Raw genomic sequence first — 21,961 nt, 5'->3', positions numbered from 1 at the left:
AGCAGACTTTTAGGACACCCTCTCTTTTATTTTTGATAAAATTATTATCTCTAATAATTTAATTTTTTAATTCCCATATTCCATAATGTAAATGCTTGTATATCTACATTTTCATTTATTGCAGCAGTAACAGACTTTCCTGCTCCATGCCCTGCATTAATATCAATACGGATTAAGGTAGGATTCACTCCTGATTGTTTATCTTGAAGTTCTGATATAAATTTAAAACTGTGAGCAGGAACTACTCGATCATCATGATCTCCTGTTGTTACTAAAGTTGCTGGATATTTCACTCCTTTTTTCACATTATGTACAGGTGAATATTTTTTAAGATACTCAAACATTTCTTTACTTTCTTCTACTGTTCCATAATCATATTTCCATCCAGCACCTGCTGTAAAGGTATGGTAACGTAACATATCTAATACTCCAACGGCTGGCAAGGCGACTTTCATTAAATCAGGACGCTGTGTCATTGTAGCTCCTACTAATAATCCTCCATTAGAACCTCCTCTTATTGCTAAAAAGTCACTAGATGTAAACTTATTTTTTATAAGATATTCAGCTGCTGCTATAAAATCATTAAAAACATTTTGTTTTTGCAATTTAGTTCCTGCTACATGCCATTTTTTACCATACTCACCACCTCCTCGTAAATTAGCTACGGCATAAATACCTCCATTTTCTAACCATAGTGCATTTGAAATACTAAAACTTGGTGTTAAGCTTATATTAAACCCTCCATAACCATATAATATAGTTGGATTTTTCCCATCTAATTTAATTCCTTTTTATAAGTTATAATCATTGGAATTTTAGTTCCATCTTTAGATTTATAAAAAACTTGTTTTGATTCATACAGATCACTCTGAAAATCTACTTTAGGTTTTTGATAAACAGTAGTTTCTCCTGTTTCTGGATTTAAAGAATAAATACTATTTGGAGTATAATAATTAGAAAAAGAAAAATACAGTGTTTTATCTTTTGGTTTTCCATCAAAACCACTTGCAGATCCTATACCTGGTAACTTAATTGTACGTATTAAGTTACCTGTAAAATCATATTGTTTTACCATTGAAACAGCATCTTGCATATAATGAGTAAAAAGATATCCCGCGCCAGCTGAAGCATTTAACACATTAGATGTTTCTTTTACTAAATCTTTCCAATTTTCTTGCTTAGGATTTAATAAGTCTACCATTACAATTCGTTTATTTGGAGCCTTATAGTCTGTTGTTATATAAAAAACGGCATCTTTATTTTCTATTACATCATTATCTGAATCAAAATTATCGACTAAAGTTACAATAGGATTGTTAGTCGTTTTTAAATCTTTTACATACAATTCATTCCCATAAGTTGAATTAGCTGCGGTTATAACTAAATAATGATTATCTCTGGTTACAAAACCACCTACGTATAATCTTTTTTTATCTGAGCCAAAGACTACTTGATCGTTTTTTTGTTTAGTTCCTAGTTTATGATAATAGAGTTTATGTTGATCTGTTTTTGCAGATAACTCACTTCCTTTAGGTTTATCATAACTAGAATAATAAAAACCTTCATTTTTATACCAAGAAACCCCACTAAATTTAACATCTATTAATTTAGTGTCTATCATTTTCTTATTTTTTGCATCTATTACTATTATTTCTCTCCAATCTGAACCTCCAATAGATACTTGATATGCAACTTTACTTCCATCTTCAGAAAAACTAACGGCTGCCAAAGAGGTTGTTCCATCTTTAGAAAAGGTATTAGGGTCTAAAAAGATTTCTTCTTTTCCTTGTTTATCTTTTCTATATAAAACAGATTGATTTTGCAAACCATTGTTTTTATAATAGTAGGTGTAATCTCCCTCTATAAATGGAGAACTTATTTTTTCATAGTTCCACATTTTCTCTAAACGATTTTTTAAAATCGAACGATAAGGAATTTGATCTAAATATTTATATGTTGCAACATTCTGAGCTTTTACCCATGCTTCTGTTTCTAAAGAGCGATCATCTTCTAACCAACGATAAGGATCTTCTACAAGTGTACCAAAATAGGTATCAACTTGCTCCTTTTTTTAGTTTCAGGATATCCCATAGAGTTTACATTTATTTTTGATTGTGCCATAGCCCCCAAACTAGTAGCTAAAATCACCGTAGATGTTAAAACTTTCATTTTTTAATTTATTTTAAACAAAAATACATTTTCAAATGTTAGAAATACGTTAAAAAAAAGCACTCTTTTCTTAAGAGTGCTTTTTTTATGTAAAAATCATTTATTTTAAAGTTTAAAATTAATACCTAATACTATATTTCTTCCTATATTCTGAATATTATTTGTCTTCAAACGAGATAAATGAGCTATGTATTTTTGATTTAAAACATTATTAGCAACAATATTAAAACTAAAATTTAATTTAAGAATAGATAAATTTCCTCCTAGTCCAAAATTTAATAATGAATAAGAAGTACTTGCTATTTCAAAATTGGAAATATTATTTTGAGCTAAATTTGTTTCGTAATTAGTAAAAAGATAACCTTCTTTAATTGTTTTATTTATATCAAATTGTGCTCGTATTGTATTCATCCATTTATTTGCTGGTATTAATGGTAAAAACTCGTTATTTTGTTTTCTTCCTATTACCATTTCAAAACTAGAGGTGATATGCAACCAATCTATTGGATGCGGATGTAGATGTACTCCCATTTCCCCTCCATACAATTTGGCATTTGCCTGTTCATAAGTATAAACATCTTTATCCTCAACAGTATAACCAGTTGGTGCTATATAAATATAATTTTTTATATAATTATAAAATCCATTAGCAAATAATTCAAAATGAGAGTTTCCATATTCTAAATTCAAATCTGCTTGAATATTTTGTTCATTTTTTAAATCTTCATTTCCTTTTTCATAACGGTTACTCCCCTCATGAATACCATTAGAAGTTAGTTCTGCAAGATTAGGAGCTCTAAATCCACTTGCTAAATTTAATCGCATATTTAAGTTATTAACCAAATTAGTCTTATAACCTAAAGAAGCATTAATACTATTAAACTGTTTCTTAACAGGTTTAAAATATCCTTCCTCTCCTTCTTCTCCATGTAAGTAAGTTTGTACATTTCTTGTATCAAAACGAAACCCAGCTTGTAAAGCATTTTTATTCCAAGCATACATAGACGTAGCTAATACACCCAAATCATTTGTTTTTGCATCTGGAATTAAAATTTCTTTACCTGAATTTTTATTTGTTTGTATCATTCCTTGAATACCTACAATAGTTTCTAGATTTCCTATTTTATGAGTATAGTATTTTAAATTGTAATTTACAGTTTGCAAATTCATATTTAATGATGCTATCGGCGAATTTTCAAATTCTTTTCTATCATTAGAAACATATCCTATTTCTGCTTCTAATTTAGAATCTACAAAGAATAACGTATTGTTCCAACTTACTATTTGCCCTATTACAGCTTGTTTTGGGTAAAGTGTTTTTTTGGAGACATTTTGCTCTCCTAATTCTTCTGGCAAACCCAAATCTAAATTATTAATATTATATCTGAATATCGATGAAAATTTAGAATTATAATAACCTAAAGCTAATTTAGCATCCGTTTCATTAAAACGGGAATTCGTAACTCTTTGTTTTGAACCTGTTAAATAATCTGAATGTGTATTATGAGCTCCTCTAACTGAAAATTTCCAATGTTCACCTGATGATTTTAAACCAAAACCTGTAGAACTTCCTTGAGTATTACTAAAATATTTTTGAGAAAAATCTGCTGAATAAGTTCCTGATTGTACAAATTTTTCAGGATTAAAATACAATACTCCACCTAAAGCATCCGAACCATATAACAAAGAAGCGGGACCTTTTATAACCTCAACGCTTTCAACGCCATTATCACTCAAACCTAAACCATGTTCTTCTCCAAATTGTTGATTTTCTAATCGAACTCCTTGAGCGTAAACTAAAACTCTATTACCACTTAATCCTCTAATTACAGGCTTACCTATTGACAATCCCGTTGATACATTAGCAACCCCTGGTATTGTAGCAATTCCTTCCATTAATGTAGCTCCTCCTTTTTGTTGTAAAGCTTTTAATGAACTGTGTTCTACTTTCATTACGTTCTGACTCTGAGCTTTATTAAAAGCAGTGGACACAATAACTTCTTCTATATGATGTGTATGTTCTTCTAATAAAACTACATCGTAAATATTTTCTTTTTATTTAACACTATAATTGAAGTATAAACGTCGTAATTAGGATGAGAAAAAATAACAGAAAAGGATCCTGAAGCTAGTTTATCAAATTTAAAATTACCTGATTCATCTGTCATTACCTCTTTATGCAATTCAGGTATTGAAATTAAAACCCCTTTTATTTGTTCTTTATTACCATTTGTTACTTTTCCTTTTAAAATATTTTGACTATATCCAATAACGCTAAACCCTAGCAAAAGGGCTATTAAAACTTGTTTCATTTAAATTATTTTTTATTGTTAATATGAGCTATACAAATTAATTAAACAATAAAAAATGGAGGTGCTCGTGTATTCTGTAAACTGCCATTGAAAAAACTTATTTTTTCAACATAACCAAACAAAAATGCAGTATTATAATCTATTGATCTAAAATCAATAGTAGGAAGTGTAGTATTTAAATAATTACTAAAAGAATAATGACAAAGAAAACAGTCATCAAAATCTTGATGACTGTGTGAAACGACTGTATGAGAATGATCATACTTATGCTTACAATGTGGTTTTTTTAATTGTTCTATTAAATGTTCATATGAATGTAAAGATTGGAATGCTAATACAAATGACAGCACACCCAAGAGCAGATAACTAACTATATTTATCTTTTTATTCATTTAACGAAAATAAAAAACAATTTTTAATAAAAAAAACGAAAATACATTTGAGATATTATTACATTTTTAAAAACATAATGATAAAGCTATAAAACTTGTCCAATTTCTTTTTTTAAATACGCAAGAGCTACTGTAGTAGGTGATTCTTGGTTTGCTAACTGATTAATAATTATTTGACGCAAATCATCTGCATTTTTTATATCATCATTTTTAGCTATTTTTTGAATGTTATGCACAATCGTATTCTTAGCAGTTAAAATAACATTCCAACAATTATCTGTTAAATATATTTGTTGTGTGATATTATGTTCTAGTTCTTGTTCTATATGATCTATTAAAAAAACAGCATAAAGCATTTTATCTTCATTCATTGGTGCTACACGCATTAATAATTTAGAGGGATTAATACGCTCTAAAAACAAAGCCATTCTCTCATAGGCTTGTAGTTTTAAAGGCAAGGATTCTTTTTGATTTTCTTTTTGCAATAACCAATAGCGCATATTTTGTTGATCTTTAAAATAAGCTTGAAAAAAATAATAGGCAACAGCAGCTGTTACTATAGAAGGAATCGTATAGGCTGCAATCTCTAATAGGTTTATTGAATTCATTTTTATAAAATACTTTTATTAATTTATGATAGAAATACAAATAAACTCAAAAAAATTATTGTAATCCAATTTTAGTAGCAGTATTTTTGGCCTTTTGATTTTTGGTTATGATTCAAGAGATAATAGAAAAGCTAAATGATGCACAAAGAGCACCTGTTTTACAGAAAGATGGTGCTATGATTGTAATTGCAGGAGCTGGTTCAGGTAAAACTCGTGTATTAACAGTTCGTATTGCTAACTTAATGAGTCAAGGAGTAGATGCTTTCAATATTTTAGCCTTAACTTTTACAAACAAAGCAGCTCGTGAAATGAAGATTCGAATTGCGGGTATTGTAGGAAACAACGAAGCTAAAAACCTTTGGATGGGAACTTTTCACTCTATTTTCGCAAAAATTTTACGAATAGAATCTGAAAAATTAGGTTATCCTTCTAACTTCACTATTTACGATTCTCAAGATTCAGTTCGCCTAATAGGACAAATTATTAAAGAAATGCAGTTAGATAAAGATATCTACAAACCTAAACAAATTTTAAGTAGAATATCACAATATAAAAACAGTTTAGTTACTGTAAAAGCCTATTACAACAACCCTGAATTACAAGAAGCTGATGCCATGAGCAAAAAGCCTCGATTAGGAGAAATCTATCAAAATTATGTTGAACGCTGCTTTAAGTCTGGCGCTATGGATTTTGATGATTTATTATTAAAAACAAATGAGCTTTTAACCCGTTTTCCTGATGTCTTAATGAAATATCAGGATCGTTTTAGATATATCCTTGTAGACGAGTACCAAGACACTAACCATTCACAATATTTAATTGTTAGAGCTCTTTCTGATCGATTTCAAAATATTTGTGTAGTGGGGGATGATGCTCAGAGTATTTATGCGTTTAGAGGAGCTAATATTAATAACATTTTAAATTTCCAAAAAGATTACGATAATGTACAAATGTATCGTTTAGAACAAAATTATCGTTCTTCAAAAAATATAGTAGAAGCAGCAAATAATGTTATTGATAATAACAAAACAAAACTAGATAAAGTAGTATGGACTGCAAATGATAATGGTCCTAAAATAAAAGTACATAGGAGCTTAACTGATGGAGAAGAAGGAAGGTTCGTGGCTTCAACTATTTTTGAAGACAAAATGCAAAATCAAAAAAGAATAGTGATTTTGCTATTTTATATCGTACTAATGCACAATCACGTGCCATGGAAGATGCTTTACGTAAGAGAGATATTCCTTACAGAATATACGGGGGGCTTTCTTTTTATCAACGTAAAGAAATTAAAGATGTACTAGCTTATCTACGCTTAGTTGTAAATCCTAAAGACGAAGAAGCTCTAGTACGCGTTATTAATTATCCTGCACGCGGAATTGGCGATACTACTGTCGAGAAATTAACAGTAGCCGCAAATTTTTATAAACGTTCCATTTTTGAAGTAATGGAGCATGTTGACAAGATTGATTTAAAATTAAACTCTGGTACAAAACAACGAATTAGTGATTTTGTTACCATGATAAAAAGTTTTCAAGTAATCAATGAAAATCAAGATGCTTTCTATCTCACAGAACATGTTACTAAAAAAACAGGATTAGTTCAAGAATTAAAAAAAGACGGAACTCCAGAAGGTATTGCCAGAATAGAGAATATTGAAGAATTACTCAACGGTATTAAAGACTTTATTGAAGGCCAAAAAGAAGTAGATGGAGCAAGAGGTGCCCTCTCTGAATTTTTAGAAGATGTAGCTTTAGCAACTGATTTAGATAATGATACGGGCGACGATGATCGCGTAGCCCTAATGACTATTCATTTAGCTAAAGGGCTTGAATTTCCTACTGTTTTTATCGTAGGAATGGAAGAAGATCTATTTCCTAGTGCCATGAGTTTAAATACTAGAAGTGAATTAGAAGAAGAAAGACGACTGTTTTATGTAGCACTAACTCGAGCCGAACATCAAGCTTATTTAACGTATGCACAATCCCGCTATAGATGGGGTAAATTAGTAGACTCTGAACCTTCTCGTTTTATAGAAGAAATCAATTCTCAATATTTAGAATTTTTATCTCCTGTAGAAACGAATTACCGATATAAACCTACTATTAATGCAGATATTTTTGGCGAAGTAGACAAATCAAAACTACGTTTACAAAAACCAATTGCTGGTACACCTCCTAAGGAAATAAGTACAAATGAGCCTATAAATCCTTCCATTAGACGTTTAAAACCCTTATCTAATCCAGGAACAGGATCAAATACTGAACAAACAAATAACAACACTTCTTTAGCTATTGGTAACATTGTTATGCACGAACGTTTTGGCAAAGGAGAAGTACTTAATCTTGAAGGTGTAGGAGCTGATAAAAAAGCTGAAATACGTTTTGAAATTGGAGGAATAAAAAAATTATTATTACGTTTCGCTAAATTAGAAATAATAAAATAAAATTTCATCCTAACGGGTAGAATCATTTCTTACAAAACATAAAAGAAAGTGTCCTTAGTTTATTTAATTAATCATCTAATTTTCAGACACTTTTTTTTTCAAAATATGTAAATACTAAAATACTATTCAGAAATTTTAAATGAATTTATAAATTCTATCAATTGTTTAACTGCTTTTGCTCTATGACTAATTTTTGATTTTTCTTCAAGTGTCATCTGAGCAAAAGTATTTTCATAACCTTTAGGAATAAAAATAGGATCATAACCAAACCCATTAACTCCTTTTGGCTCATCTGCTATAATTCCATCCGCAATTCCTGTAAATAAATACTGTTGCCCTTCTAAATTCAATGCTATAACTGTTTTAAAATTAGCTGTACGATTTGTTTCTTCAGATAATACAGTTAAAAGTTTTTCTATATTTTTTTGATCATCTTTTTCTTCCCCAGCATATCTTGCTGAAAAAACACCTGGTTGACCATTAAGAACATCTACTTCTAAACCACTGTCATCAGCAAAACAAGCATAACCGTAATGCTCAGTAATATAGTTTGCTTTAAGACAAGCATTTCCTTCAATTGTCATAGCTGTTTCAGGAATATCTACTAAACAATTTATATCTTTCAAACTCAATATTTGAATGCTATTAGGGATTAATTTTTGAATTTCCTTTATTTTATTCTGATTGTTAGATGCAAAGACTATTTTCATACTTAAAATTTAAGAAAGCAAGATAAGATAAATTAAAATAAATTTTAACAAAATATACGGAAAACCCACAATACAATTAACCTTCAATTATCTACCTTTGAGTACGTTCTTAATCAATTAAAACAAACTAAATTTTTAAACGAATTTTTGATAAAGTAACTACTGACTATATTTTGTATTTTATTGGGTAATTTTCTTAAAATTTCTATTGATTAGTAGAAAACCTACAACTTTATCTTATTTTTTTGTTTTTGGGAGATATACAATGATCGTTTAAAAATTTATCAAAAAGACAGCTGTACAATTTTGTACGGCTGTTTTTGTTTTACAAAATTAGCAAAAACAAACTTTAACATAATATACGGATTACCCGTAACAAATTTAACCTTTACTTACCTACCTTTGAATCACGTTCTTAATCAAGTAAACAAACTAAATTTTTAAACGAAACTTTAGATAAAGTAAGCTACTAGCCATGTTTTGTATTTTATTGGGTAATTTTCTTCACAAAATTTTGTTAATTAGTAGACACACCACAGCTTTATCTTTTTTTGTTTTTGGGAGATATAAAATTATCGTTTAAAAATTTATATTTTAGAGGTTATCTTACCATAAGATAGCCTCTTTTTTATTTAATTTCCTTATCCCTTACTTTTCATAAAACAAACAATTAATAAATTTTTAATTAAAACAAGCTCCTAGAGGTTTTAGAATATTTCATAAATAAAAGAAAACATAAATATCCTTACAATACAAAATTCTAATAAGAAATTGAGAGGCAATTAATTAGATTTTTAATCGCTATCTTTTTTATAAATCAGAAAAACAATTCAGAATCTTAATACGAAAATTAGACAATATAAATTATCATTCTCAACTATATCTTGAGTATATTAAAAAAGGGGCTTTAGTTAAAAGTCCCCCTTTTTATTTTAACTTACTCATTTTTTAGAATAATATCAAGATTACTTTTCCTCTCTTAACTCTTTACTTAATAGTATTTTATTAGAGAATTTTAGCTTCCTTATTTATAATCTTTAAATAAAAAATTATATTTTTAATAAACAAATTAAAATATGATACTTTATTATAACTCAAACTAAGTTGTTAAACATAAATAATTGTCTTTTTATCTTCTAAAAACATTTTATTAATCATTTGGATACATCAATATCTCTGCTGGTTCAAAAGAAATTTTACCTGTTGGTTCTACAAAATATTTTAATATTACTTCTCCCCAACCTGACTCTCCTGTAAAATCGGCAATTATCCAACGGTGATTTAAAAAACGTACTTTATTAATAACCATACCCTCATAAGATATTAAAGGATTTCCTTTAGCATTATTATTCATTTCTACTAATTGCTCTTTTATTTTTGGCATTAATTGATCTACATCTTGATCTTCAAAATAATCTCTGGCTTTATCATTGTGTATTAATGAAAAATAATCTCCTTCTTCTTTTTCAGCTACTATTTTAGCTATTGAATCTTTTACTTTTTTCTTGTATTTTTCTGTTGTCTCACTATCATGGTTAAATTTCTTAGTGGCATACATTAATTGAAAAATATTCATTAAAACTGAAAAGATGAATCCGTATAAAAGTAATTTTCTCATATATTATATAGTTATTTGCAAATTATCATAAGCTACCCTTACATTTTCTGGTAATTTTGTTTCAATTTCTTTATGAAATCCAAACAAATGACTTATATGTGTTAAATAAGCTCTTTTAGGCTTTACTTTTTCTATTAATGCTAATGCTTCTTCTAGATTAAAATGAGTTTCATGTGGTTCTTCTCTTAACGCATTAACTACTAAAACATCTAATCCTAAAAGTTTCTTTAATTCATCTTGTTCAATACTCTTAACATCTGTAAGATAAGCAAAACGATCGAAACGATATCCAAAAGTTTGTAAATTCCCATGCCAAACATTTATTGGTTCTATTTCTTTATCCCCAATTTTTATTAATTCTTCTTTTAAGACAATATTTTCGTCTACACTAGGAGCTCCAGGATATTTGTTCACAGTTTGAAATATGTAATCAAATCTTTTTTCTAAATTTCTCAAAACGCGTTGATGTCCATAAATAGGAATATTTCCTTGTTTAAAAAAGAAGGGACGTATATCATCTAATCCAGCTGTATGATCTGCATGTTCATGTGTAAAAAAAATGGCATCAATTTTGGGGCATTTCGACAAAAGCATCTGTTGTCTAAAATCAGGCCCACAATCTATTATAAATGAATAATGATCCCATTGAATCCAAACAGAAACACGTAAACGCTTATCTCTTATATCCTCACTTAAACAAACAGGATGATCACTCCCTATAACGGGAATTCCTTGTGAGGTTCCGGTACCTAAAAAATATATTTTCAACAGAAATGCTTTTTTGACAAAAATAAATATTATTTGATAAAAAATAAGGCTTTTACTACCTTTGCAATGTATTTAATTATGAAGATGAAAGATCTACAAAACGAAATTAGATTAAAAGGAGATAGAGAGATTGCACAAATCCCTTCCATAAGCGATAAAGCCCTAAGAATTAACTTAAATGAAAATATCTACGGTACTTTTGCCGAGATAGGTGCAGGACAAGAAACCGTTAGACATTTTTTTAGAGCTGGTGCTTCCTCTGGTACTATTGCAAAAGCAATGAGTGCATATGATAAAGATTTTAGTGATGCTATTTATGGTATAGAAGATGATGGACGTTATGTAACGGAAAGCCGATTACGTAAAATGCTCCAACATGAAATTGAATTAGTTGAACAGCGTTTAAAAGAGAAAAACATCCTAACAAATTATTTTTTAGTTATGCAAATACTGTAGCCACTATAGATTTTGCCAAACAATATAAAGGACACGGATGGGTAGGTATCATTTTTCAACTCGACCCTGATGAAGCGTATAATGAAATTATTCTTCATATTCGATTTAAAGAAAATGATGCAAAACTACAACAAGAAACTTTAGGCAAATTAGGCGTAAATTTGATTTACGGTGCTTTTTACAAATATAATGATCCTAAACGATTATTACGCTATTTATATGATCATATCGATAAAGATCAATTAGAAATAGATACTGTTAACTTTTCTGGCCCTCGTTTTAATGATGTTGATAACCGATTAATGAGTCTACAGTTAGTACGTAATGGTATGACAGACGCTGTAATGTTTGACCCTAATGCCAAAAACGTACTACCTGCTCAAATCTTATACAAAAAAAACATTTTAGCTCTTAGAGGTAGCTTCCGTCCTGTTACTAAAGTAAATATGGATATGTACGAAAAATCGTTGCAGATGTTTCTACAAGAAAACAAAGTAAAAGAAGAAAATACTCTTGTCGTATTTGAAATTACTTTATCCAATTTACGTTCTGATGGTGAAATTGATGAAAAAGATTTCTTAGACCGTGCAGAACTCCTCTGCTCATTAGGGCAAACTGTACTAATTTCTAATTTCCAAGAATACTATAAAGTTGTTGAATATTTCTCTAACTATACCAAAGAACGTATGGGCCTTGCTATGGGAGTTAACAATTTAATTGATATTTTTGATGAAAAATACTACCGCCATTTAAGCGGTGGAATTCTAGAAGCTTTTGGTAAACTATTCTACCGTGATATGAAAGTTTATCTATACCCTATGGAAGATGAAGATGGAACCATCCTTACTTCTCAAAACCTTAAAGTACATCCTAGAATGAAAGAATTATACAAATTCTTTGCTTATAACGGAAAAGTAATTGATATTACCGATTTTGACAAATCACATTTAAAAATATTTTCTCGTGAAGTCTTAAAAATGATTGGTTGTAGTAAACCTGGATGGGAAGAAATGCTTCCAAAAGGTATTGCGGAATTAATTAAACGAGACCATTTATTTGGTTGTGATGAAAATAAAAAAATAGAAAAAGTATAATTTTAAAAAAACTGTCCAAAAACAGATTTATTTTTGGACAGTTTAAAAAAAGAATAATTCTTAATATTTAGTTCAATTGCTCTTCAAAAGCACCTATGACTACTTCTGCTTCTAACATCTTGCTGGGTGATTTCTCCATTAAGTAAAGTACCTTTTTCATAGCACCAGGATTTAACCCCATATTAATTCCTATTTCACATATCCTTTCTTTCTCTTTACTATGCAAAATACCATCACAATGCATTAATAAAGCTAATCTATAAAATTGCAAAATACGTTGAAATTCATCTTTCAATATCTGTCGTTCTCCTTTCAAAGTAAACAAATTTAAAAAAGTAGCTTTATCCACCCCTAATTCTTGTGCTACTATCCAAAGAAAATCATATTCTCTATCATGCAATTCTCCATCTACAACAGCAAACGCAATCATCTCTTGTAATAAATTAATCTTTTCTTCTTGGGTATTCATATTTTTTCTTATTTATAAACAAATCTATAATTTTTGCTTTGAATACACAAAAAACAACTTTACAATATCATATAAGCTCATTAAACATGAGACAGAGAAATATTATAAAAAACGTATCTTTGAAAAAACTTTAACGTCATATGACCAACAACGACATATTTAAAAAATTAAGAGTTGCATTACAACTTAGAGACGATCAAATAGTAGAAATTCTTGAATTAGTAGACTTTAGAGCTTCAAAGGCTGAATTGGGTAATATTTTTCGTAATGAAGACCATCCTAAATATATGGAATGTGGTGATCAAATATTACGCAATTTTCTAAACGGTTTAATTATTTATTTAAGAGGAAGTAAAGAAACTCCTAAAAATCCTTTAGATGTTTTGAATATTAATAAACAAAACATTGAAAAATTTCAATCTGAAAAAAAACAAATTGAAAAAAAGACAGTTAATAAAACTTTAAAACCAGCTGACAAACAACCTTATTTTAAAAAAAACACTAAAAATTCAAATCCTATATTCGAACCCGTTCGTTTTAAAAATGGTAAGAAAAAAGACTAATAATTCTCTTGAAGATATCTGAAAAACTCTAAAACTCAACATGAGTTACTTTTTTTACTTTTCAGATATCTTCATTTCTTATCTTTTACTCTTTCAAAACTCATTAAATCCTATTCTTTTTAAGTTTTAAATTTTTATAAAAATACATTTGTTAATTTTCCTTTAAACTACAAAAAATATCGTAAGGTTTAACTACTTTAGCAAAGACAATTTTAGTTATGAGATATTTTATATTTATATTTTTATGTTTTTTTGCTTCTTCTACTTGGGGACAAGAAACTACTGTAAAAGGAACTATTATCAACAGCAATACCTTAGCTCCTATTTGGAATGTTAATATTGTTAACACAAATAAAGTTCGCGGTGCTATATCAGATGCCAAAGGCAATTTTGAAATTATAGCTGATCTAAATGATAATTTACTCATTTCTTGCTTAGGCTTTCAATCCATTGAAATAAGAGTTACTAATGATTGGATAAAAAATCAAAATTTCAGAATAAAATTAACTGAAAAAGCTTACGCTTTAGAAGAAATTGTAATTCCTCCTTATGAACTGACAGGTTATTTAGAAGTTGATTCTAAATTAATTCCTGAAAGAGAAAATTATTGGTATTCAATAGCTGGTCTTACCAAACGATATGAAGGGGGTGAAAATTCGCCTAATGCTTTTAACAGAGTCATTGGCTCTTTATTTAATCCTGCTGATGCACTTTATAATTTTTTTGGAAAAAAACCTACTGAACTCAAAAAATTAAAAGAATTACGCAAAGATGATAACTTAAGAAATATATTACAAAATCGTTATGATCGTCAAACCATTTATTTAATGTTTGGAATAAATGAAAAAGAGTTAAACGAAATTCTAGAACGTTGTAATTATTCTGACACATTTATGAAAACAGCCAATGATCTTCAAATTTTAGATGCTATCAACGGTTGCTATGAGGAATATAAAATACTTAAGAAAAAATAATTTATTTAAAATGAAAGACAGAAAAAAATAAGGCTCGATTGATTTTAACATCGAGCCTTATTAATTATTCTAACATGATTAAAGACTAATCATGATCTGGAGTTGGAACTTGTATTGGAGTGCTATTTGATCTATCAATTGTAAAATTTAAACCACAAAAAGCAAAATGTAAATTTGCATTAGACTTAACACCAAAATCTCTTTGAAATAAATACCCTAAAGACACTCCAAAAGATTTAGAAACTTGATACCCTCCACCCGCATATATTCTATTTTTATTAATAGTTGGATTTTCAGGTCCTAAAAATAATTCATCATACGCATTAACAAAAAAAGTATTTGCATCAACTTTTTTATTATTAATTGGCACAATAAGATTTAAACGATATCTATAGCGTTCTGTATTACTATCAACATCTGTAATAGGATTATGAAAAAGTCTTTTTTCAACCCTTATTCTATTTTCAAATTTTACGCGTCCAAATGATTTATTATAGGTATACTGTAACCAAAAACGTAATTCTTCATTTGAAATACTCTTATCTTTATAATTAGCATATCTTCCTATTCCTAAAAAGCTTGATTACTTGAATTAATATTAATTCCTGTACCCCCTTTTACTTCATAATAATCTACTGTTTCAAAATCAGCTAATGAGCGAGATTGTAATTCTCCATAAGCATACCATTTTTTATTAAATTTATAGGTCAATGAAAGAGCAGAAAACCCAGATAAATGCTCATCATTCTGCGCAAAAATATTTGCTGTTATAAGGGCAAATAACAAAGCTAAAAGATTTTTTTTCATGTTTAGTGTTAGATTAAAAAATATTAAATTAAAGTTGTGTGTTGTATATTAAATTGTTATTTTTTTAAACTAGGATTAAAAAAAAGAGGCTAATATATAGCCTCTTTTGAGAGAAATAGTATACGATTAATTAAAAATTGACAAAATGTAATAAATGATTGCAGCTACTAAGGCAGAAACTGGAATAGTTAAAATCCAAGCCCAAATTAAATTTATAGTTACCCCCCATCTTACTGCACTAAGGCGTTTAGTTGCTCCAACACCTATAATAGATCCCGTTATAGTATGAGTTGTGGATACGGGAACTCCCATTTGAGAAACTGTAAAAAGTGTTAACGCACCAGCAGTTTCAGAACAAACTCCTTCCAATGGTGTCACTTTAGTAATTTTAGTTCCCATTGTTTTGACGATTTTCCACCCCCCATTAAAGTTCCTAATCCAATCATTAAATAGCATCCAAAAGCAATCCAGATAGGCATCGTTTTATTAGTAACTTTTGTTTCAACTTTAGCCTTTATATCCTCTTTTAACTTTCCTTTTTCATCTACATATTTTGCAAATATTTTCGCATAACGGTAGGTAGAATTTAATTGTTTATCTTTAAAAATAACTTCTTTAGTGTCATTATCATGTACATCCTTTTTATCAGTATATACATGCAATGTTGTTAATTCTTTAGCTACTTTATCAAAGTTACTCAAATCAATATTTTCTTTTTTCAAATGTAAAAGAAAAGGATTTTTTGGATTTACACCTGGTACTAATTTTTCATCTTCATAAATATTTTGTTTAGCAGATAAATCGATTATCTTTTTTCCATCTACATAAACAGTATCTTTATCAAAAATCCCTATAGCAGGTTTAAATTTTTTAATTTTCCCTTCATCATTTGTATATTTTACTTGTAAAACTTCTGTTACTTGTAATAAACTAGGAACGTCTCCTTTTACTTCTCCTCTTCTAACACCATTAGCATATACGATACATGCTGCACAAATGATTCCCATCACTTTCTGTGAATCAGCCCCACCATGACCTAATGAGAAGGCAGCAGATGATAATAGCTGTAGTTTTTTATACAAATTACCTTCTTTCATAGCTGTATTATTTTTACCTACAACTATTTCAAAAATGATAAAAATCAACACAAATGAAGATAATAAAACACCAATAATCCAGATCATAATAGGTTTTATATCAAAAATATCTTTATAAGCCCAAGTCATATAAACTGTAAAAACAGTTAATAGTATATAACATGACAACTTAATAAAAAAGTTTCTTTGAATTGTCATAAGGGTTATAATAAACGATATAATTCCCCCGATAATTGGGGCTAAAACAATAAACATTAATGGTTTTGTAATTTCTTCTAATTTTAATACATCAAAACCTGCATGAGCCACAGCAGCACCTGCAAATCCACCTATAAGGGTATGTGAAGAAGAAGAAGGAATTCCTAACCACCATGTTAATAAATTCCATACTGTAGCAGCTAACAAACCAGATAAAATTACCCATAAGTCAATAACTGAGTTATCTACTGTTTTTGCTACCGTATTACCTACGCTCATATCAAAAACCCAATAAGCAGCGAAGTTAAAAATTGCAGCCCATATTACAGCTTGCGTTGGCGATAATACCTTTGTTGAAACTACAGTAGCAATCGAATTAGCCGCATCGTGAAAGCCGTTGACCAAGTCGAAGCCCATTGCTACAACAATGATTATAATTAATAAAGCAAATTCCATTTTTTTAAAATAATTTAGTGTAATTAAGCGTGTTTAACAGAAATTGCTTCTAAAGTTCTAGATACATCTTTACACTTATCTGTTGCTTTATGCAAAGCATATAATACTTCTTTATATTTTATAATATTTATAGCATCTGTTTCATTTTCAAACAATTCTGCTACAGCTTTATCAAACACTAAATCTGCTTTGCTTTCTAGCTTATTAATTTTTTTAACAGCACTGTTAATTTTATCTAAATTTTTTAAATCTTTTAATTCCAATACTGCACTGTTAATATGAGTACAAGCTTCTAAAGTAATTTCAGTTAATTTACGAATAGACTTATTAATCTTAACTACGTTATACAAGTTCATACGATTAGAAGCCGTATAAATATTATTAGCTACATCTGTAATAGTTGTAATTAACATATGAATATCCTCACGATCAAAAGGAGTAATAAAGTTTCTACTTAATTCGATATTCATTTTATGATTTACACTTTCAATATCAGCAACTAACTGTTCTACTTGTTTGTAGTAATTAGTTCTATTTTCCATTTCGCTTTTCCCTATATTTACAGCTTCATGTAAATTTTCTGATAAAGCAAGTAAATCTGCTGTTGCTTTATTAAATAAAGGATAAAAAGTAGTGTCCTTTGGTGAAAAGAATTTTAATACGTCTCTAAATGCCATTTTTAATCAATTTAATTTCTGGTGCGAAATTATCCTGTATATGTTAAATTAACGTTAACTCAAGATCAATTGCATATTAATTCTATTAACAGTCCCTTAACGCTTTTCTAAATAGTTAAAACAGATTTTGTAATTTAGCACACCGAAATTAAACAATACACTATGGATTTAAACTTCAACAAAAACGAAGATCATAACAGACTTTTATTATCTGAATTAAAGCAACGTTTAGCAAAAGTAAAACTAGGAGGAGGAGAAAAGCGTATTGCTAAACTTCATGCTGAAGGCAAAATGACTGCACGAGAAAGAATAGATTACTTATTAGATAAAGATACTAACTCAATTGAAATAGGAGCTTTTGTAGGAGAAGGTATGTACCAAGAACATGGGGGCTGTCCTTCTGGAGGAGTTGTAATAAAAATAGGATATATACAAGGAAAACAATGTATAGTAGTAGCTAATGATGCAACGGTAAAAGCAGGTGCATGGTTTCCTATTACAGCTAAAAAGAATTTACGTGCACAAGAAATAGCAATGGAAAATAGACTTCCTATTATTTATCTTGTAGACTCCGCTGGTGTTTATTTACCTATGCAAGATGAAATTTTCCCAGATAAAGAACATTTTGGTCGTATATTCCGTAACAATGCTTTAATGAGCAGTATGGGAATCACGCAAATAGCTGCCGTTATGGGCAGCTGTGTTGCTGGTGGTGCTTACTTACCTATTATGAGTGACGAAGCACTTATTGTAGATAAAACAGGTAGCATATTTTTAGCTGGCAGCTATTTAGTAAAAGCAGCTATTGGTGAAACTATTGACAACGAAACTTTAGGAGGTGCTACAACCCATTGTGAAATCTCAGGTGTAACTGACTTTAAAGCTAAAGATGATAAAGATGCACTAGATCGCATCAAAAACATAGTAGGTAAAATGGGTGATTTTAATAAAGCAGGATATAACCGAATCAAACCTGAAAAACCAACTTTAGATCCAAATGAAATATTTGGTATTTTACCAAAATCACGTGCTGAACAATATGACATGATGGAAATTATCAAACGCTTAGTTGACAACTCTGAATTTGATGAATATAAAGCTGGTTATGGCCAAACTATCATCACAGGATATGCTCGTATTGATGGATGGGCAGTAGGAATTGTTGCTAATCAACGCTTAATTGCTAAAACAACAGGAGCCAAAACGAAACCAAGTGAAATGCAATTTGGAGGCGTTATTTATTCTGATAGTGCTGACAAAGCAACTCGCTTTATTGCTAATTGTAATCAGAAGAAAATTCCTTTAGTATTCATGCACGATGTAACTGGTTTTATGGTAGGCTCTAAATCAGAGCATGGAGGAATTATCAAAGATGGCGCAAAAATGGTAAATGCTGTTTCTAATTCAGTTGTACCAAAATTTACTATAGTAATAGGAAATTCTTATGGAGCTGGTAATTATGCTATGTGTGGAAAAGCTTATGATCCACGATTAATATTTGCTTGGCCTAGTGCTGAATTAGCGGTAATGGGAGGAGCACAAGCTGCTAAAGTATTAATGCAGATAGAAGCTGCTTCTCTAAAAGCTAAAGGAGAAGAAATTACGCCTGAAAAAGAAGAAGAATTATTTAACAAAATCAAATCTCGTTACGACGAACAAGTTTCTCCGTACTATTCTGCCTCTCGTCTATGGACTGATGCTATTGTAGACCCATTAGAAACACGTACTTGGATTTCTATGGGAATAGAAGCGGCTAATCACGCTCCTATAGAAAAACCTTTTAATTTAGGAGTTATCCAAGTTTAACAACCACAAAAAATTAAAACCCATTTACCTAAAATACAACCATTTATACATATATAGATCACTAAAATGTTTTTTTTAAGATACCATCTTTTATAAAACATATAAAAAATAAAAATCTACCTTTACAAGGTAGATTTTTTATTATGAGGAAACAACTATCATTATTGTTAATATTCTTTGGAATTCAATATCATTCAGCACAACTAACTATTGCAAAAGATCATTATACACATCGTGACTCTTTACAAGGAGGTTTACGACCAGAACGTACCTGCTTTGATGTACAACGTTATGATTTAAATATCAAAATCAATATTGAAGAAAAATCAATTACAGGCTATAATGACATTCATTTTAAAGTTAACACTCCTACTTCAAAAATTCAAATTGACTTATTTGAAAATATGCAAGTAGATAGCATCATTCACAATGCAAAAAAACTGGATTATAAACGTGATGCCATTGCTACATTTATTCATTTCCCTAATAAGCTTTTAAAAGGAACGGAGCAAAAAATTAGATTTTATTACTCAGGTAAGCCTGTAATTGCGCATCGTGCACCTTGGGATGGAGGATTTATCTTTACTCAAGATAATAATGGAACCCCTTGGATAGCTACTGCCTGCCAAGGATTTGGTGCAAGTTCTTGGTATCCTGTTAAAGATTCACAAAGTGATGAACCTGATTTAGGTGCTACTATAAAAATTGCTGTCCCTAATGGTTTAATGAATATATCCAATGGCCGTTTTTTAGGAAGTAAAGATCTCAAAAATGGATATACACGTTGGGATTGGGAAGTTAAAAATCCTATTAACACATACGACATAACCGTCAATATAGGTGATTATGTACTAATTGAAGATCATCATAAAGGGTTAGATTTAAAATATTATGTCCTTAGAAATAATGAGTCAAAAGCACGCAAACATTTTGAAGAAGTGAAACCTATGATGGATTGTTTCCAATCAAAGTTTGGCGAATATCCTTTTAAAGAAGACAGCTACAAATTAGTAGAAACGCCTTATTTAGGAATGGAGCATCAAAGTGCTATAGCGTATGGTAATAAATATAAAAAAGGATATCAAGGCAGAGATTTATCTGGTACAGGTATTGGTCTTTTATTTGATTATATAACTATACATGAAACAGGACATGAATGGTTTGGCAATAGCATAACCAGTAAAGATATTGCTGACATGTGGATACATGAAGCTTTTACTATGTATTCAGAAGTAGTCTTTGTAGAATGTTTATACGGATATGAAAAAGCACTAGATTATTGTGATGGTCTTCGTATAAATATTGCTAATGACCGACCGATGATAGGTGACTTTGGGGTAAACAAAGAAGGTAGTGGTGATATGTATTACAAAGGAGCCAATATGTTAAATACTCTTCGACATGTCATAGGAAAAGAAAAATGGTGGAATATTTTATTAAATTTTTCTAAAAAGTATAAAAAACAAATTATAGAAGGAAAAACAGTTATTGATTTTTTTAATAAAGAATCAAAAATGAATCTAACTCCAATATTTAATCAGTATTTAAAATATACAACTATTCCGATCCTAGAAATTCAGGAAAAAGAAAAAAAATATGAGATTAGATGGATTACTGAAGAACCTAATTTTGAAATGCCGATTGAATTATTAATAAAGAACCAAAAAGAAACTATTTTAGTTACTAATAAATGGAAAACCATCCCTTTTGATATAAAAAAAAATAAGTGAAATCCAGCCTAACAAAAAAGCATTTTATATAAAATACCAGACAAAAAATTAAAATAATAAATTGATTTTTAGTACATTAGATATAAATTTCTAAACTAATAGCTATGGAAACAATAAAAAATTTAAATAAGTGGGCAAATGCGCATACTTATTATTCATTAGACTTATTAAGAATTTTTGTGGGTATTTTTTTATTTATGAAAGGAGTATCTTTTATGACTAACACTCTTTATTACATGCAATTAACGGAACCTATAAAAAATTTAGGTGGAGGAATGTTGATTATTCATTATGTTATGGCAGCTCATATAGTTGGTGGAATTATGATTGTATTTGGACTATTAACGAGATGGTCTATCATAGCACAAATACCGATCCTTTTAGGTGCATTCCTAGTTAATTTCATTGATCAAATGAATTATTCAAACCTAATACTTTCTTTTCTTTTATTATGTATTTGCCTCTTCTTTCTTTTTTATGGAAGCGGCAAACATTCAGCAGACTACTATTTTAAAATGGAACAATAATAATTTTAAAAAGAGTAATCTTATTACGTTTTAAATCTAAGTAATATAATTTATTTAATAAAAAAGGGCTTACGTTTTTAGATA

Annotated in this window: 16 protein-coding genes and 4 pseudogenes; 7 read left to right on the top strand and 13 right to left on the bottom strand. The window is 29.3% G+C overall.

Annotation, left to right across the window (positions count from 1 at the left end; genetic code table 11):
* Positions 1-50: 50 nt before the first annotated feature.
* The 5 genes and pseudogenes from JJC03_RS11185 to JJC03_RS11170 all read right to left on the bottom strand — a co-directional run bounded on the left by JJC03_RS11185 (position 51) and on the right by JJC03_RS11170 (position 5,481).
* Positions 51-2,169 (bottom strand): annotated as a pseudogene (locus JJC03_RS11185) (prolyl oligopeptidase family serine peptidase).
* 105 nt (positions 2,170-2,274) lie between these two features.
* Positions 2,275-4,122 (bottom strand): TonB-dependent receptor plug domain-containing protein, encoded by a 1,848-nt coding sequence (locus tag JJC03_RS11180; RefSeq protein WP_258931849.1) that lies wholly within the window; start codon positions 4,120-4,122, stop codon positions 2,275-2,277.
* Between the two features lie 80 nt (positions 4,123-4,202).
* Positions 4,203-4,481, bottom strand: a complete 279-nt coding sequence (locus JJC03_RS17945) for a carboxypeptidase-like regulatory domain-containing protein (protein WP_258931847.1) — start codon at positions 4,479-4,481, stop codon at positions 4,203-4,205.
* 41 nt (positions 4,482-4,522) lie between these two features.
* Positions 4,523-4,831, bottom strand: coding sequence for a hypothetical protein (locus JJC03_RS11175; RefSeq protein ID WP_235873338.1), 309 nt, complete (start codon positions 4,829-4,831; stop codon positions 4,523-4,525).
* A 128-nt stretch (positions 4,832-4,959) separates the two neighbouring features.
* Positions 4,960-5,481, bottom strand: a complete 522-nt coding sequence (locus tag JJC03_RS11170; protein ID WP_088398735.1) for a DUF7935 family protein — start codon at positions 5,479-5,481, stop codon at positions 4,960-4,962.
* Between the two features lie 107 nt (positions 5,482-5,588).
* On the opposite strand from JJC03_RS11170, the pseudogene JJC03_RS11165 reads away from it, so the two are divergent.
* A pseudogene (locus JJC03_RS11165) lies at positions 5,589-7,927 on the top strand (ATP-dependent helicase).
* 122 nt (positions 7,928-8,049) lie between these two features.
* Here JJC03_RS11165 and JJC03_RS11160 read toward each other — a convergent pair.
* The 3 genes from JJC03_RS11160 to JJC03_RS11150 all read right to left on the bottom strand — a co-directional run bounded on the left by JJC03_RS11160 (position 8,050) and on the right by JJC03_RS11150 (position 11,023).
* A complete protein-coding gene (locus tag JJC03_RS11160; protein WP_235873337.1) occupies positions 8,050-8,637 on the bottom strand; it encodes a non-canonical purine NTP diphosphatase in 588 nt (195 codons plus the stop codon).
* 1,150 nt (positions 8,638-9,787) lie between these two features.
* A complete protein-coding gene (locus JJC03_RS11155) occupies positions 9,788-10,255 on the bottom strand; it encodes a hypothetical protein (protein WP_088398737.1) in 468 nt (155 codons plus the stop codon).
* A gap of 3 nt (positions 10,256-10,258) precedes the next feature.
* Positions 10,259-11,023, bottom strand: coding sequence for an MBL fold metallo-hydrolase (locus JJC03_RS11150; protein ID WP_088398738.1), 765 nt, complete (start codon positions 11,021-11,023; stop codon positions 10,259-10,261).
* An 84-nt stretch (positions 11,024-11,107) separates the two neighbouring features.
* Here JJC03_RS11150 and JJC03_RS11145 point away from each other — a divergent pair.
* Positions 11,108-12,573: pseudogene (locus tag JJC03_RS11145) on the top strand (TonB-dependent receptor).
* A 67-nt stretch (positions 12,574-12,640) separates the two neighbouring features.
* Here JJC03_RS11145 and JJC03_RS11140 read toward each other — a convergent pair.
* Positions 12,641-13,042 carry a TerB family tellurite resistance protein gene (locus JJC03_RS11140; RefSeq protein WP_088444703.1) on the bottom strand — a complete coding sequence of 134 codons (402 nt, stop codon included), beginning with the start codon at positions 13,040-13,042 and terminating at the stop codon, positions 12,641-12,643.
* Between the two features lie 140 nt (positions 13,043-13,182).
* Between JJC03_RS11140 and JJC03_RS11135 the strand changes: the two genes are divergently transcribed.
* Positions 13,183-13,605, top strand: a complete 423-nt coding sequence (locus JJC03_RS11135) for a DUF1456 family protein (protein WP_088398741.1) — start codon at positions 13,183-13,185, stop codon at positions 13,603-13,605.
* 218 nt (positions 13,606-13,823) lie between these two features.
* Positions 13,824-14,579 carry a carboxypeptidase-like regulatory domain-containing protein gene (locus JJC03_RS11130; protein WP_088398742.1) on the top strand — a complete coding sequence of 252 codons (756 nt, stop codon included), beginning with the start codon at positions 13,824-13,826 and terminating at the stop codon, positions 14,577-14,579.
* Positions 14,580-14,664: 85 nt separating this feature from the next.
* Here JJC03_RS11130 and JJC03_RS17940 read toward each other — a convergent pair whose 3' ends face one another.
* The 4 genes and pseudogenes from JJC03_RS17940 to JJC03_RS11115 form a co-directional block, all read right to left on the bottom strand.
* Positions 14,665-15,114: a DUF2490 domain-containing protein gene (locus JJC03_RS17940; protein WP_258932617.1), complete on the bottom strand. Its 450-nt coding sequence runs from the start codon at positions 15,112-15,114 to the stop codon at positions 14,665-14,667.
* A gap of 35 nt (positions 15,115-15,149) precedes the next feature.
* Positions 15,150-15,386 (bottom strand): porin family protein, encoded by a 237-nt coding sequence (locus tag JJC03_RS17935; protein ID WP_258931839.1) that lies wholly within the window; start codon positions 15,384-15,386, stop codon positions 15,150-15,152.
* A 126-nt stretch (positions 15,387-15,512) separates the two neighbouring features.
* A pseudogene (locus tag JJC03_RS11120) lies at positions 15,513-17,098 on the bottom strand (inorganic phosphate transporter).
* 62 nt (positions 17,099-17,160) lie between these two features.
* Entirely contained in the window at positions 17,161-17,814 is a 654-nt protein-coding gene (locus JJC03_RS11115) for a DUF47 domain-containing protein (protein ID WP_088398745.1), read from the bottom strand.
* Between the two features lie 162 nt (positions 17,815-17,976).
* On the opposite strand from JJC03_RS11115, the gene JJC03_RS11110 reads away from it, so the two are divergent.
* The 3 genes from JJC03_RS11110 (at position 17,977) to JJC03_RS11100 (ending at position 21,877) form a co-directional block, all read left to right on the top strand.
* Positions 17,977-19,620 carry an acyl-CoA carboxylase subunit beta gene (locus JJC03_RS11110; RefSeq protein ID WP_103714880.1) on the top strand — a complete coding sequence of 548 codons (1,644 nt, stop codon included), beginning with the start codon at positions 17,977-17,979 and terminating at the stop codon, positions 19,618-19,620.
* 143 nt (positions 19,621-19,763) lie between these two features.
* Entirely contained in the window at positions 19,764-21,350 is a 1,587-nt protein-coding gene (locus JJC03_RS11105; RefSeq protein WP_235873335.1) for a M1 family metallopeptidase, read from the top strand.
* 104 nt (positions 21,351-21,454) lie between these two features.
* The gene (locus JJC03_RS11100; protein WP_088398748.1) at positions 21,455-21,877 is read left to right on the top strand and encodes a DoxX family protein; all 423 of its coding nucleotides are present in this window, start codon (positions 21,455-21,457) and stop codon (positions 21,875-21,877) included.
* The last annotated feature ends 84 nt before the right edge of the window (positions 21,878-21,961 follow it).

The organism is Flavobacterium oreochromis (assembly GCF_019565455.1).
In the GTDB taxonomy this organism is placed as follows: Bacteria; Bacteroidota; Bacteroidia; order Flavobacteriales; family Flavobacteriaceae; genus Flavobacterium; species Flavobacterium oreochromis.
This window is presented reverse-complemented; position numbering and strand designations above follow the sequence as displayed.

Coding starts and splice junctions, on each gene's coding strand:
- JJC03_RS11180 (WP_258931849.1), bottom strand. CDS start 4,122: ATGAAAGTAGAACACAGTTCATTAAAAGCTTTACAACAAAAAGGAGGA.
- JJC03_RS17945 (WP_258931847.1), bottom strand. CDS start 4,481: ATGAAACAAGTTTTAATAGCCCTTTTGCTAGGGTTTAGCGTTATTGGA.
- JJC03_RS11170 (WP_088398735.1), bottom strand. CDS start 5,481: ATGAATTCAATAAACCTATTAGAGATTGCAGCCTATACGATTCCTTCT.
- JJC03_RS11160 (WP_235873337.1), bottom strand. CDS start 8,637: ATGAAAATAGTCTTTGCATCTAACAATCAGAATAAAATAAAGGAAATT.
- JJC03_RS11155 (WP_088398737.1), bottom strand. CDS start 10,255: ATGAGAAAATTACTTTTATACGGATTCATCTTTTCAGTTTTAATGAAT.
- JJC03_RS11140 (WP_088444703.1), bottom strand. CDS start 13,042: ATGAATACCCAAGAAGAAAAGATTAATTTATTACAAGAGATGATTGCG.
- JJC03_RS11135 (WP_088398741.1), top strand. CDS start 13,183: ATGACCAACAACGACATATTTAAAAAATTAAGAGTTGCATTACAACTT.
- JJC03_RS11130 (WP_088398742.1), top strand. CDS start 13,824: ATGAGATATTTTATATTTATATTTTTATGTTTTTTTGCTTCTTCTACT.
- JJC03_RS17935 (WP_258931839.1), bottom strand. CDS start 15,386: ATGAAAAAAAATCTTTTAGCTTTGTTATTTGCCCTTATAACAGCAAAT.
- JJC03_RS11115 (WP_088398745.1), bottom strand. CDS start 17,814: ATGGCATTTAGAGACGTATTAAAATTCTTTTCACCAAAGGACACTACT.
- JJC03_RS11110 (WP_103714880.1), top strand. CDS start 17,977: ATGGATTTAAACTTCAACAAAAACGAAGATCATAACAGACTTTTATTA.
- JJC03_RS11105 (WP_235873335.1), top strand. CDS start 19,764: ATGAGGAAACAACTATCATTATTGTTAATATTCTTTGGAATTCAATAT.
- JJC03_RS11100 (WP_088398748.1), top strand. CDS start 21,455: ATGGAAACAATAAAAAATTTAAATAAGTGGGCAAATGCGCATACTTAT.